This window comes from Halomonas koreensis, from assembly GCF_031451675.1.
Lineage (GTDB): Bacteria > Pseudomonadota > Gammaproteobacteria > Pseudomonadales > Halomonadaceae > Halomonas > Halomonas koreensis.
Window position 1 is genome coordinate 1 of the sequence record NZ_JARWAK010000010.1, and the last position, 12,244, is coordinate 12,244.

The 12,244-nt window shown below is 69.3% G+C and carries 11 protein-coding genes; 4 read left to right on the plus strand and 7 right to left on the minus strand.

Annotation, left to right across the window (positions count from 1 at the left end):
• Positions 1 to 391: 391 nt before the first annotated feature.
• The 7 genes from cdd to QC818_RS11890 form a co-directional block, all read right to left on the minus strand.
• Complete coding sequence (gene cdd / locus QC818_RS11860) at positions 392 to 829, minus strand: cytidine deaminase (protein WP_309653078.1); 438 nt, start codon at positions 827 to 829, stop codon at positions 392 to 394.
• On the minus strand, positions 826 to 1,560 hold the full coding sequence (gene deoD, locus QC818_RS11865) for a purine-nucleoside phosphorylase (RefSeq protein WP_309653079.1): 735 nt from the start codon (positions 1,558 to 1,560) through the stop codon (positions 826 to 828). Before deoD ends, cdd begins: the two co-directional genes overlap by 4 nt.
• Before the next feature lie 4 nt (positions 1,561 to 1,564).
• Entirely contained in the window at positions 1,565 to 2,803 is a 1,239-nt protein-coding gene (locus tag QC818_RS11870) for a phosphopentomutase (protein ID WP_309653080.1), read from the minus strand.
• Positions 2,800 to 4,128: a thymidine phosphorylase gene (deoA, locus tag QC818_RS11875; RefSeq protein ID WP_309653081.1), complete on the minus strand. Its 1,329-nt coding sequence runs from the start codon at positions 4,126 to 4,128 to the stop codon at positions 2,800 to 2,802. The genes QC818_RS11870 and deoA overlap by 4 nt, the downstream gene beginning before the upstream one ends.
• Entirely contained in the window at positions 4,128 to 4,904 is a 777-nt protein-coding gene (gene deoC, locus QC818_RS11880) for a deoxyribose-phosphate aldolase (protein WP_309653082.1), read from the minus strand. Before deoC ends, deoA begins: the two co-directional genes overlap by 1 nt.
• Before the next feature lie 55 nt (positions 4,905 to 4,959).
• A complete protein-coding gene (locus tag QC818_RS11885) occupies positions 4,960 to 6,228 on the minus strand; it encodes a NupC/NupG family nucleoside CNT transporter (protein WP_309653083.1) in 1,269 nt (422 codons plus the stop codon).
• 75 nt (positions 6,229 to 6,303) lie between these two features.
• Positions 6,304 to 7,134, minus strand: coding sequence for an outer membrane protein OmpK (locus tag QC818_RS11890; RefSeq protein ID WP_309653084.1), 831 nt, complete (start codon positions 7,132 to 7,134; stop codon positions 6,304 to 6,306).
• 250 nt (positions 7,135 to 7,384) lie between these two features.
• Here QC818_RS11890 and QC818_RS11895 point away from each other — a divergent pair, with 250 nt between their 5' ends.
• From QC818_RS11895 to cyoB, 4 genes are all read left to right on the plus strand, one after another.
• Positions 7,385 to 8,089, plus strand: coding sequence for a DeoR/GlpR family DNA-binding transcription regulator (locus QC818_RS11895; protein ID WP_309653085.1), 705 nt, complete (start codon positions 7,385 to 7,387; stop codon positions 8,087 to 8,089).
• A 109-nt stretch (positions 8,090 to 8,198) separates the two neighbouring features.
• Positions 8,199 to 8,882 (plus strand): CBS domain-containing protein, encoded by a 684-nt coding sequence (locus tag QC818_RS11900; protein WP_309653086.1) that lies wholly within the window; start codon positions 8,199 to 8,201, stop codon positions 8,880 to 8,882.
• A gap of 326 nt (positions 8,883 to 9,208) precedes the next feature.
• Positions 9,209 to 10,216 (plus strand): ubiquinol oxidase subunit II, encoded by a 1,008-nt coding sequence (gene cyoA / locus QC818_RS11905; RefSeq protein WP_309653087.1) that lies wholly within the window; start codon positions 9,209 to 9,211, stop codon positions 10,214 to 10,216.
• Positions 10,217 to 10,219: 3 nt separating this feature from the next.
• Positions 10,220 to 12,244, plus strand: coding sequence for a cytochrome o ubiquinol oxidase subunit I (gene cyoB / locus QC818_RS11910; protein WP_309653088.1), 2,025 nt, complete (start codon positions 10,220 to 10,222; stop codon positions 12,242 to 12,244).

The following is a 12,244-nucleotide window of genomic DNA, read 5'->3' on the forward strand; positions in this document are numbered from 1 at the left end:
GACACCCTCATCGCGCGGCAAGCCGGGGCGCCAGGGGGCAAGTGATAGGGGAGCCTCAAGGGCGCCTGACGGCGCCATTCGCGCAGCAGAGCTGCGCTCCCACGAAGATCAAAAACGACACCCTCATCGCGCGGCAAGCCGGGGCGCCAGGGGGCAAGTGATAGGGGAGCCTCAAGGGCGCCTGACGGCGCCATTCGCGCAGCAGAGCTGCGCTCCCACAAAGGTCAAAGACGACACCCTCATCGCGCGGCAAGCCGGGGCGCCAGGGGGCAAGTGATTGGGGAGCTTTGAGGGCGCCTGGCGGCGCCATTCGTGCAGCAGAGCTGCGCTCCCACGAAAACCTGGTCAGGCCGCTTACCGTGCCGGACCGTGCCTTCCCTGCGTTGCGGGCTTACTCCATCGCCGAGTCGCGGCCCAGGTTCTCGGGGCCGAAGGAGTCGGGCAGCAGCGCGTCCATAGTGTAGCGCTTGAGCAGCCGGCCCTCGGCGTCGACCACCCGGATCAGCGTCTCGGGGCTGGCGAACTCGCGGATGCGCTGGCGGCAGTCGCCGCAGGGCGTGCACAGGTGCTCGCCGGGGCCGATCACGTAGACCTCGCGCAGCTCGCGCTCGCCGGCGCTGGCCATGGCGGCGATCGCCGAGGCCTCGGCGCAGATCCCCTTGTAGTGGGCCACCTCGACGTTGGCGCCCGCGTAGCGGGTGCCGCTCTCGCCGATCACCAGGGCGCCCACCGGATGGTTCGAGTAGGGCGCATAGGCGCGGTCGCGCACGCCGATCAGCGCCTCGACGATGTCCTGGGGAATGCCGTCGCGCTCGATGGGCTCGCTCATGCGCCGGCCTCCCGGGCCGCGTCGTCGCGCAGCACGCCCTCCAGGGCGATCTCCATCATCTCGTCGAAGGTGGTGGCGCGCTCGTCGCTGGACAATGACTCGCCGTTGACGATGTGGTCGGAGACCGTGCAGATGGTGGCGGCCCGGGCGCCGAACTCGGCGGCCACCCCGTAGAGGCCGGCGGCCTCCATCTCGACGCCGACGATGCCGTAGCGGCGCAGCAGCTCGACCATCTCCGGGCGCGGGTCGTAGAACAGGTCCGCCGAGAAGAGGTTGCCGACCTTGACCGGCACGCCCTGGGCCGCGGCGGCGTCTGCCGCGTGGCGGGTCAGCGCGAAGTCGGCGATGGCGGCGAAGTCGTTGCCCAGAAAGCGGGTGCGGTTGACGCCGGAGTCGGTGCAGGCGCCCTGGCCGATCACCACGTCGCGCACCGCCACGTCGTCGCGCACCGCGCCGCAGGAGCCGACGCGGATCAGGCTTGTCACGTCGTAGTCGGTGATCAGCTCCTTGGCGTAGATCGACACCGAGGGAATGCCCATGCCGTGGCCCATCACCGAGATCTCGCGGCCCATGTAGGTGCCGGTGTAGCCGTACATATTGCGCACGCTGTTTACCTGACGAACGTCGTTCAGGAAGGTGTCGGCGATGTACTTGGCGCGCAGCGGGTCGCCGGGCATCAGCACGGTGTCGGCGAAGTCGCCGCGCTCGGCCTGGATATGCGGGGTGGCCATCGGGTCAGTTCTCCGTGTTGCGGGCGGGCAGGAAGGCCTCGCCGTCGTCCATGGGCGGCAGGTCGAGGTGGGTGGCCAGGCTCTGGCCGATGTCGGCGAAGCTCGTCCGGGCGCCCAGCGAGCCGGCGGGCAGGCCGGCGCCGCGGGCCAGCACCGGCACGTGCTCGCGGGTGTGGTCGCTGCCGGCCCAGGTCGGGTCGCAGCCGTGGTCGGCGGTGAGGATCAGCAGGTCGTCGTCCGCCAGGCGCTCGAGCAGCTCGGGCAGGCGGGCGTCGAAGGCCTCCAGGGCGGCGGCGTAGCCGGCCACGTCGCGGCGGTGGCCGTAGACCATGTCGAAGTCGACGAAGTTGGTCATGATCAGCGAGCGCTCGCCGGCCCCGTCGAGCGCCGCCAGGGTGGCGTCGAACAGGGCGTCGTGGCCGCTGGCCTTGATCGTCCGCGAGATGCCGCAGTGGGCGTAGATGTCGGCGATCTTGCCGATCGCCACCACCTGGCCGCCGTCGTCGTGCAGCTTCTGCAGCACCGTGGGGGCGGGCGGCTCGACGCTGTAGTCGCGGCGGTTGGCGGTGCGCTTGAAGCTGGCGGCGTCGTCGCCGGCGAAGGGCCGGGCGATCACCCGGCCGATGTTGTAGGGCTCGAGCAGGCGGCGGGCGATCTCGCAGACCGCGTAGAGCCGTTCGAGGCCGAAGGCCTCCTCGTGGGCGGCGATCTGGAACACCGAGTCCGCCGAGGTGTAGACGATCGGCTTGCCGGTGCGCACATGCTCCTCGCCGAGCCGCGCGATGATCTCGGTGCCGGAGGCGTGGCAGTCGCCGAGCACCCCGGGCAGCCCGGCCTCGCGGATCAGCGCCTCGAGCAGCTCGCTCGGGAAGCTGTGCTCGCGCTCCAGGAAGTAGCCCCACTCGAAGCGCACCGGCACGCCGGCCAGCTCCCAGTGGCCGGAGGGCGTGTCCTTGCCGGACGACAGCTCGCGGGCATGGCCGTAGGCGCCGTCGACGGCGTCGGGCGGGGCGACGCCTTCGGCCCAGGCGCCGGTGCTCTCGCGGTGGGCGTGAAACAGCCCCAGCCGGCCGAGGTTGGGCAGCGCGAGCGGCCCCCGGCGGGTTTCGCCATCGGCCTGGCCGCCGGCGCAGGCCTCGGCGATATGGCCCAGGGTGTCGGCCCCGGCGTCGCCGAAGGCCGCGGCATCCGGCGTGGCGCCGATGCCGAAGGAGTCGAGGACGAGCACGATGGCGCGGGTCATGGGGCCTCCCGGCGGATGGTGTCCTGAATCAGTGTAGGCGCGGCGACGGGCGCCGCGCCGATCTCGAGGGCGGCCAGCAGCCGGCGCTCGGCGCGTTCGGCGTCGCCCTCGCGGCGGGCATGGATCACGGCCAGGGGATCGCCGGCGGACACGGCCGTGCCCAGCGCGGCGATGCCGGTCAGGCCCACCGCCGGGTCGACGGGATCATCCGGGGCGCGGCGCCCGCCGCCGAGTTCCACCACGGCCAGGCCCAGCGCCCGGGTGTCGAGGGCGGCCAGGTAGCCGTCGCGCGGGGCACGGACCTCGCGCACCCGCGGGGCGGTGGGCAGGTGGTGGTCGGCGCGCTCGAGCAGGTCGCTGGGCCCGCCGAGGCCGGCCACCATGGCGGCGAAGCGCTCGGCGGCCGCGCCGGAGGTCAGGCGCTCGTCGAGCCGGGCCAGGGCGGCCTCGCGGTCGGCGGCCAGGCCGCCGGCCAGCAGCATCTCCGCGGCCAGGCTGCGGGTGACCTCGAGCAGGCGGCCGTCGCGGCGCTCGCCGGTCAGCACCGCCAGCGCCTCGCGGACCTCCACGGCGTTGCCGGCGCAGGGCGCCAGCGGCTGGCTCATGTCGGTCAGCAGCGCCGTGGTCGGCGTGCCGGCGAGGCTGGCCACCTCGGCGATCGTCTCCGCCAGTTGTCGCGAGGCTTCCGGCGTGGGCATAAAGGCGCCGCTGCCGACCTTGACGTCCATCACCAGGGCGTCGAGGCCGCAGGCCAGCTTCTTGCCGAGGATCGAGGCGACGATCAGCGGCAGCGATTCCACGGTGGCGGTGACGTCGCGCACCGCATACAGGCGCTTGTCCGCCGGGGCCAGGCGGCCGGTCTGGCCGATGATCGCCACTCCGGCCTCCTTGACCAGGCGACGGAAGGTGGCGGTGTCCGGGGTGACCGAGTAGCCGGGGATCGCCTCGAGCTTGTCGAGGGTGCCACCGGTGTGGCCCAGGCCGCGGCCCGAGATCATCGGCACATGGCCGCCGCAGGCGGCCACCCAGGGGCCCAGCACCAGCGAGACCAGGTCGCCCACGCCGCCGGTGGAGTGCTTGTCGAGCACCGGGCCGGGCAGGTCGAGCCCCGCCCAGTCGAGCACCTCGCCGGAGTCGCGGGTGGCCTCGGTCAGCGCCACCGTCTCGGCCGGGCTCATGCCCTGGAGGTAGATGGCCATGGCCAGGGCGCCGACCTGGGCGTCGGACAGGCCGCCGTCGGCGATGCCGGCGATGAGCTCGCCGATCGTCTCGGCGGACAGCGCCCGGCCATCGCGCTTGGCGCGGATGGCCTCCTGGGGCAGCATCAGTAGTCGTCCTCGGGGGCGGCGTTGCCCTCGAAGGCGCCCAGGGTGAGCAGCAGGTCGTCGAGCAGGCCCGAGGCGCCGAAACGGAAGTGTTCGGGGGTGATCCAGGCCGCTCCCATCAGGCGCTCGGCGAGCTGCAGGTAGGCCTGGGCGTCCTCGGCGGTGCGCACGCCGCCGGCGGCCTTGAAGCCGACGTCGCGGCCGCTGTCGCGGATCACCTCGAGCAGGATCTCGGCGGCCTCCAGGGTGGCGTTGACCGCGACCTTGCCGGTGGAGGTCTTGAGGAAGTCGGCGCCGCCCTCCACGGCCAGCTCGGCGGCGCGGCGGATCAGCGCCGGGTCCTTCAGCTCGCCGGTCTCGAGGATGACCTTGAGGGTGGCGTCGCCGCAGGCGGCCTTGCACATCTCGACCAGCTCGCGGCCGATTTCCTCGTCGCCGGCCATCAGCGCGCGGTAGGGGAAGACCACGTCCACCTCGTCGGCGCCGGAGCCCACCGCCTCGCGGGTCGCCCGGGCGGCGGCCATGACGTCGCCGCCGCCGTCGGGGAAGTTGGTGACGGTGGCGATCTTCACGCTGTCGCCCAGGCGGTGGGCGGTCAGGGCGCGGCGGGCCGGGACGATGAAGTTCGGATAGACGCAGACCGCCGCCGGGGTGCCCAGCGGGGTCTTGGCGCGCTGACACAGCGCCTCGATGGTGGCGTCGGTGTCGTCGTCGTTGAGGCTGGTCAGGTCCAGCAGGGTGAGGGCCTGACGGGCGGCGCGTTGGGATTCGCTCATGATGGTGTCCTGTGCAGAAGGGTGATGGCCGCGGCCGAGCCGCGGCGCGACCGGTTCATGCCCCCAGGGCGATGAAGAAGCCGGCGATGGTAGCGGACATCAGGTTGGAGAGGGTACCCGCCAGCACGGCCTTGAGGCCCAGGCGGGCGATGTCGTGGCGCCGGCTGGGGGCGATGCTGCCCAGGCCGCCGAGCAGGATGGCGATCGACGACAGGTTGGCGAAGCCGCACAGCGCGAAGGACAGGATCGCCCGGGTGTGGGTCGACATCGCCTCGCCGGTGGCGGCCACCACCTGCTCGCCGTCGATATAGGGCGCCAGGTTGATGTAGGCGACGAACTCGTTGACCACCAGCTTCTGGCCGATGAAGGAGCCGGCCAGGGTCGCCTCCTCCCAGGGGACGCCGAGTAGGAAGGCCAGCGGGGCGAAGATCCAGCCGAGGATCATCTCCAGGCTCAGCCCGTCGACGTCGAACCAGCCGCCGACGCCGCCGAGCATGCCGTTGACCAGCGCGATCAGGCCGATGAAGGCCAGCAGCATGGCGCCGACGTTGGCGGCCAGGTTGAGGCCCGAGGAGGCGCCCGCGGCGGCGGCGTCGAGCACGTTGCTGGGGTGGTGTTCCTCGGCGTCCAGGCGCTCCTCGGCGTCGGCGATGTCGTCGGCCGGGGTCTCGGTCTCGGGCATCAGCAGCTTGGCGAACAGCAACCCGCCGGGGGCGGCCATGAAGGAGGCCGCCACCAGGTACTCCATGGGAATGCCCAGGGCCGCGTAGCCGGCCAGCACCGAGCCGGCTACCGAGGCCAGCCCGCCGCACATCACCGCGAATAGCTGGGAGGTGGTCATGCGCGCGATGAAGGGCCGCACCACCAGCGGCGCCTCGGTCTGGCCGACGAAGATGTTGGCGGTGGCCGACAGCGACTCGGTGCGCGAGGTGCCCAGCGCCTTCTGCAGGGCGCCGCCCAGCAGGCGGATGACCCACTGCATGATGCCCAGGTAGTAGAGCACCGCGGTCAGCGAGGAGAAGAAGATGATCACCGGCAGCACCTTGATGGCGAACACGAAGCCGGTGGCCTCGACGTCGGCCAGGCCGCCGAACAGGAAGTCGATGCCGTCGTTGGCGTAGAGCACCACCTGGCTGACGGCGTCGGAGACGGTGGCGAGCACCGCCTGGCCGGCGGGCACATAGAGCACGAAGGCGCCGAGCCCGGCCTGGATGGCGAAGGCGCCGCCCACGGTGCGCAGGCGGATGGCGCGGCGGTTGGTGGAGAAGATCAGGGCGATGGCGATCAGGGTCGCCATGCCGACGAGGCTCATGATCAGGGGCATGGGGCGGTCCTGGTGGTTGGCGGCCGGGGCGCGAAGCGCCTCACGGCCGGCGATGGCTCGGGGTGGCGTCGCGCGTCACAGGAAATTGACCTTCAGGGTATAGATCATCGCATTCTGGTAGTCGTCGGCGGTACCCAGCTTGTTGTGCGAATAGCGATACTGGAGGCCGGTGGTGATGGCGTCGACCGGATGCCACCACAGCGCTGCCGCGCCGTTGGTGCCGACCTCGCCGGCCGGGCCGTTGACGTAGTTGCGGCGCAGGTAGGCGTCGTCGCGGGCGAAGGTCTGCTCGTGCCAGTTGGTCAGGCTGAAGCGCTCGCCGAAGGCCCGGAAGTCGTAGCCCAGCACCCAGCCGGCCATGTAGCCGTTCTCGCCATCATAGCCGCCGTCGCCGCTCTCGACCCAGGCCTTGCCGATGAAGGGCTTGATCCACAGGCCGTTGGCGAAGGTGTGACGGTAGCCGAGGCCGGCGATGCGGTCCTGCTCCTCGCTGTCGAAGCCGTAGTCGCGGAAGTCGTAGACGTGGAAGTACAGCGAGAAGGGCGTGTCGCCGAGATAGAGGTGCGAGGTGGCCTTGGCGGCGCTGCGGCGATTGTCTCGGGTGTCGTCCTCGAGGGTGTCGTTATGGGGGTTCTCGACGTCATAGAAGCCGTAGAACTCGCCCCACTCGAAGCCCACGCCGCCCTCGAGCTCGAGGTAGAAGAAGTCGCCCTTGGCGGCATTGCTGGCGGTGCGCGCCTCGGTGCCGTCGGACCAGTCCAGGTAGTTGATCGAGGCGTTGGCGAACGACCACTGCGGCGCGAGCGGCGAGGTCGAGGCGTCCTCGGCCACGGCGGGCAGGCCGCTGGCCGTCAGCAGCGTGCCGGCGAGGGCGGCGAGGCATCGCGGGGAGAAGGCGGTCGGCATGGAATCGACTTTCCTTGGTGTTGTTGTCGGGTGATGCGCCGAGGTGCGGGGCGTGCACGATCACGTCGACAGCGGTGCGTGGACCCGGCCGGGCCGGGGAATGGACGGGAGAGCGACGTGTCTGTTACTCATTTCACGCGCGAATGTTATTTTATTCACATTTGATCTCGCAACCCTCGTTCGCGAGGGCGCGTCAACGCACTGGGGCCGAACGCGCGAGCGGCCCCGAGAGGCCAGGGAGTAGAGAGGCGTGAATCAACGAAGCGCGGCGCGGCTGGCGCGCCTGCAGCGGGCCCTGGCGGAGGGCGGCAGCCTGCGGCTGGCCGAGGCGGCGGCGCTCTGCGAGGTCTCGGAGATGACCATCCGTCGCGACCTGGCGGCCGGGCAGGGCGAGCTGCTGCTGATCGGCGGATACCTGATGCGCGGCGACGATCCGCGCCATGCGCCGGTCTACGACCTGGCGGCCCAGCGCGACCGTCACGCCGAGGCCAAGCGCCGCCTGTGCGAGCGGGCGCTGGCCACCCTGGAAGAGGGCGACACCCTTTTCATCGACTGCGGCACCACCCTGATGCCGCTGGCGATGGGCCTGCCCGAGGACCTGTCGCTGACGGTGGTCACCTATGCCCTCAACGTCGCCGAGGCGGTCAGCGCTCGGCCGGGCGTGCGGCTGTGGCTGCTGGGCGGGGCCTATCACGACTCGTCGCGCTCGTTCGCCAGCGACGAGATGGCCGCCGCGATCCGCGCCTTCGGCCTCAACAAGGCCTTCCTCTCGGCGGCGGGAGTGCATCCCCGCCATGGCTTGAGCTGCTTCCACTTCCACGAGGTGGCGCCCAAGCAGGCCGCCATCGCCACGGCGGAGCGCCGGCTGCTGGTGGCCGACGCCAGCAAGCAGGGGCTGGTGCGGCCGGCGCGCTTCGCCTCGCTGGCGGACATCGACGAGGTGATCGCCGAGTAGGCGCCAGGGTTGTCCCGGATCAATGTCGGCCGCGGTCGGGCTTGCTAGAGTGAGGGCGAGGGCGGTCGTCGATCGCCCGCGATCCTCGTTGCCGACCGGAGGCTTCCGCATGCGTGCCGCAGACGTCATGACCCCCCATGTGATCACCGTGTCCCCCGATAGCGAGGTGCGCCAGATCGCCAGCCTGCTGCTGGAGCACGGCATCAGCGCGGTGCCCGTGGTGGACGACGATCAGCGCCTGCTGGGCATCGTCAGCGAGGGCGACCTGATCCGCCGCCTGGAGAACGAGGATACGCCCCACTCCTGGTGGCTGCGGCTGTTCGCCTCCGGTGACCAGGCCGCCGACTATGTGCGCACCCACGGCCGCCTGGCCGGCGAGATCATGACCCCGGACCCGGTCAGCGTGGACGAGGACGCCCCGCTGCACGAGATCGCCTCGCTGCTCGAGAAGCGGCGGATCAAGCGGGTACCGGTGATCCGCGACGGTCGCGTGGTGGGCATCGTCAGCCGCTCCAACCTGCTGCGCGGCTTCTCCGTGGCCGAGCCGGCCGCGGCGACCAGCGCCGATGACCGCGAGATCCGCGACGCCATCCTGCGCGAGGTGGACGACCACACCGGGGTGATGGTCGACCGTCTCAACGTCATCGTCAGCGACGGCAAGGTGCAGCTCTGGGGCCTGGTGGAAAGCAAGGAGCAGCGCTGGGCCGTCCAGGTCGCCGCCGAGAACACCCCCGGCGTCACCTCGGTGGAAAACAACCTCGGCTTCATGCCGCAGGGCATGGGCGGCGTCTGAGCCGCCCGCCCGGGCCAGGCCCGGGCGCCTGATCGCCTGATGCTTCGCCGGCCCCTCCCGGGGCCGGTGCGACGCCCTGCGTCAAAACGTCCCTTTCCTCGGCCGCGGGTTTCCGACACAATGTGCGCCCCGCGGCCGAGCCCCTTCATGGCGCCTCCCTGACGCCTTGCGAGGCCGGTCCCGAGCGAGCCGAGCCCTCTCCACGATGGTTAGCCCTCCTTCCTCGGTCATGGGTCGACCGGCGCAGGAAAGGTCTCGGCTTTTGTGTAGCTTGCTATCAATAAGCAGGATACTGTCCTGACGCCAAGCCCTGACGAGGTCGAAACATGAATCGAACTCCCCCCCTGCGCAAGCTCGGAGTCTTGCTGCTGGCGGTGCTGCCCCTGCTGCTGGCGGGATGCAGCTCGGCGCTGCTGGACCCCAAGGGCCAGATCGGGGAAGAGCAGCGCACCCTGATCCTGACGTCCTTCGGCCTGATGCAGATCGTGGTCATCCCGGTGATCGTGATGACGCTGCTCTTCGCCTGGCGCTATCGTCGCAGCAACCGCGACGCCACCTATGACCCCGACTGGGCCCATTCCAACGTGATCGAGGCCGTCGTCTGGTTCATCCCCTGCGTGATCATCGTCTTCCTGGCGGTGCTGACCTGGTACACCTCCCATAGCTTGGATCCGCACAAGGCCATCGAGCCCACCGCGGAGCAGCAGGAGCCGATCGAGATCCAGGCGGTCTCCCTGGACTGGAAGTGGCTGTTCATCTATCCGGAGCAGGGCATCGCCACGGTCAACGAGGTGGCCTTCCCCGAGGATACCCCGGTGCGCTTCCGGGTCACCTCCGGCTCGGTCATGAACGCCTTCTTCATCCCGCGCCTGGGCAGCCAGATCTACGCCATGGCCGGCATGGACAACGACGTTCACCTGGTGGCCGACGAGCCCGGCGTCTATCCCGGTCGCTCCACCAACTACAGCGGCGCGGGCTTCTCGGAGATGACCTTCGACGCCCACGTGGGCACCCGGGAGGAGTTCGATGCCTGGGTGGAGAAGGTGCGCGGCGCCTCCGAGTCCCTGACCTTCCCCGAGGAGTACTACGCCCTGGCCGCGCCCAGCGAGGACAACGAGATCCAGTACTTCTCCGAGGTATCCCCGTCTCTCTACGAGAGCATCATCAAGAGCTTCCTGGCTGGCGGTAACCACGAGGAACGCATGTCCGCATACACCGACAGCTACGCAGCAGGCTTCGGTCACGGCGGCCATGGTCCTGCCCACGGTGACGACGGTCACGGCGAATCGACCGGCTCTCACGGCGAGCCCACGAGCTCGGAGGCAGCGGAGTAAATTATGTTCGGAAAACTCACACTGGATGCGATCCCGACGCACGATCCCATCATCATGACAACCATTACGGGTATCGTCATCGGTGGGCTCGCGCTGGTCGCCGCGATTACCTACTTCAAGAAGTGGGGCTACCTGTGGAACGAGTGGATCACCTCCGTCGACCACAAGAAGCTTGGCATCATGTACTTCATCGTGGCGCTGGTGATGCTGCTGCGCGGCTTCGCCGATGCCATCATGATGCGGTCCCAACTGGCCATGGCCTCGGCCGGGGCCGAGGGCTTCCTGCCGCCCTCGCACTATGACCAGATCTTCACCGCCCACGGCGTGATCATGATCTTCTTCGTCGCCATGCCCATGGTCATCGGCCTGATGAACCTGGTGGTGCCGCTGCAGATCGGCGCGCGCGACGTGGCCTTCCCGTTCCTGAACAACCTGAGCTTCTGGCTGTTCGCGGCGGGCGTGGTGCTGGTCAACGTGTCGCTGTTCGCCGGCGAGTTCGCCAAGACCGGTTGGCTGGCCTATGCACCACTATCGGGCAAGGATTACAGTCCCGGGGTCGGCGTGGATTACTGGATCTGGGCGTTGCAGATATCGGGCATCGGCACGACCCTGACCGGTATCAACTTCTTCGTCACCATCCTGAAGATGCGCACCAAGGGCATGACCCTGTTCCGCATGCCCATCTTCACCTGGACCTCGCTGTGCGCGAACGTCCTGATCATTGCCTCTTTCCCGATCCTGACCGCGACCATCGCGCTGCTGACGCTCGATCGTTACCTGGGGATGCACTTCTTCACGAACGACTTCGGCGGCAACATGATGATGTACGTCAACCTCATCTGGGCCTGGGGGCACCCCGAGGTGTACATCCTGATCCTGCCGGCGTTCGGGGTCTTCTCCGAGGTCATCGCGACCTTCGCGCGCAAGCGCCTGTTCGGCTACGGCACCATGGTCTGGGCGACCGTCGCCATCACCGTGCTGTCGTTCATCGTCTGGCTGCACCACTTCTTCACCATGGGGGCGGGGGCCAACGTCAATGCCTTCTTCGGCATCATGACGATGATCATCGCCATTCCCACGGGGGTGAAGATCTTCAACTGGCTGTTCACCATGTTCCGCGGCCGCATCGAGTTCACCTCGCCGGTGCTGTGGACCCTGGGCTTCATCATCACCTTCACCCTGGGCGGCATGACCGGCGTGATGCTGGCGATCCCGGCGGCCAACTTCGTGCTGCACAACAGCCTGTTCGTCATCGCCCACTTCCATAACGTCATCATCGGCGGCGTGGTCTTCGGCATGCTGGCCGGCCTGACCTACTGGTTCCCCAAGGCCTTCGGCTTCACCCTCGACGAGAAGTGGGGCAAGCGTTCCTTCTGGTGCTGGATCATCGGCTTCTACGTGGCCTTCATGCCGCTGTACGTGCTGGCCTTCTTCGGTGCCGTGCGTCGCATGCAGTCCTACGCCAACGCCGAGTGGCAGCCGCTGATGATCGTGGCCTGGGTCGGCGCGCTGATCATCGCCGCCGGTATCGCCTGCACCCTGATCCAGTTCTACGTCAGCATTCGCGACCGCAAGCAGAACCAGGACGTCACCGGCGATCCCTGGGATGCGCGGACCCTGGAGTGGTCGACTTCCTCGCCGGCGCCCTTCTACAACTTCGCGCACCTGCCGGAGGTGAAGGACATCGACGGTTACTGGGAGCTCAAGCAGCGTAACGGCGGCCAGCAGCCGCTGTCCGAGCCGCCCTACCAGGACATCCACATGCCCAGGAACACCTGGGAGGGTCCGGTGCTGGGTCTGCTGTCGACCGCTTTCGGCTTCGCCCTGGTGTGGTACATCTGGTGGCTGGCCATCGTCACCGGCATCGGCATGTTCGTGGTCTTCCTGGCGCGGGTGTTCCGTGAAGACGTCGACTACTACGTCCCCGCCGCCGAGGTGGAACGCATCGAGCGCGAGCACCGTCGGCGCGTCGAGCACGAGGCGCCGAACGGCCCCGTGAACTTCAAGCCGCAGGAGGTGAGGGCATAA

Bases quoted from the DNA above. Each gene is read 5' to 3' on its own strand.
- cdd (WP_309653078.1), bottom strand. From the start codon at position 829: ATGAGCGAGCCCATCGAGCGCGACGGCATTCCCCAGGACATCGTCGAG.
- deoD (WP_309653079.1), bottom strand. From the start codon at position 1,560: ATGGCCACCCCGCATATCCAGGCCGAGCGCGGCGACTTCGCCGACACC.
- QC818_RS11870 (WP_309653080.1), bottom strand. From the start codon at position 2,803: ATGACCCGCGCCATCGTGCTCGTCCTCGACTCCTTCGGCATCGGCGCC.
- deoA (WP_309653081.1), bottom strand. From the start codon at position 4,128: ATGCTGCCCCAGGAGGCCATCCGCGCCAAGCGCGATGGCCGGGCGCTG.
- deoC (WP_309653082.1), bottom strand. From the start codon at position 4,904: ATGAGCGAATCCCAACGCGCCGCCCGTCAGGCCCTCACCCTGCTGGAC.
- QC818_RS11885 (WP_309653083.1), bottom strand. From the start codon at position 6,228: ATGCCCCTGATCATGAGCCTCGTCGGCATGGCGACCCTGATCGCCATC.
- QC818_RS11890 (WP_309653084.1), bottom strand. From the start codon at position 7,134: ATGCCGACCGCCTTCTCCCCGCGATGCCTCGCCGCCCTCGCCGGCACG.
- QC818_RS11900 (WP_309653086.1), top strand. From the start codon at position 8,199: ATGCGTGCCGCAGACGTCATGACCCCCCATGTGATCACCGTGTCCCCC.
- cyoA (WP_309653087.1), top strand. From the start codon at position 9,209: ATGAATCGAACTCCCCCCCTGCGCAAGCTCGGAGTCTTGCTGCTGGCG.
- cyoB (WP_309653088.1), top strand. From the start codon at position 10,220: ATGTTCGGAAAACTCACACTGGATGCGATCCCGACGCACGATCCCATC.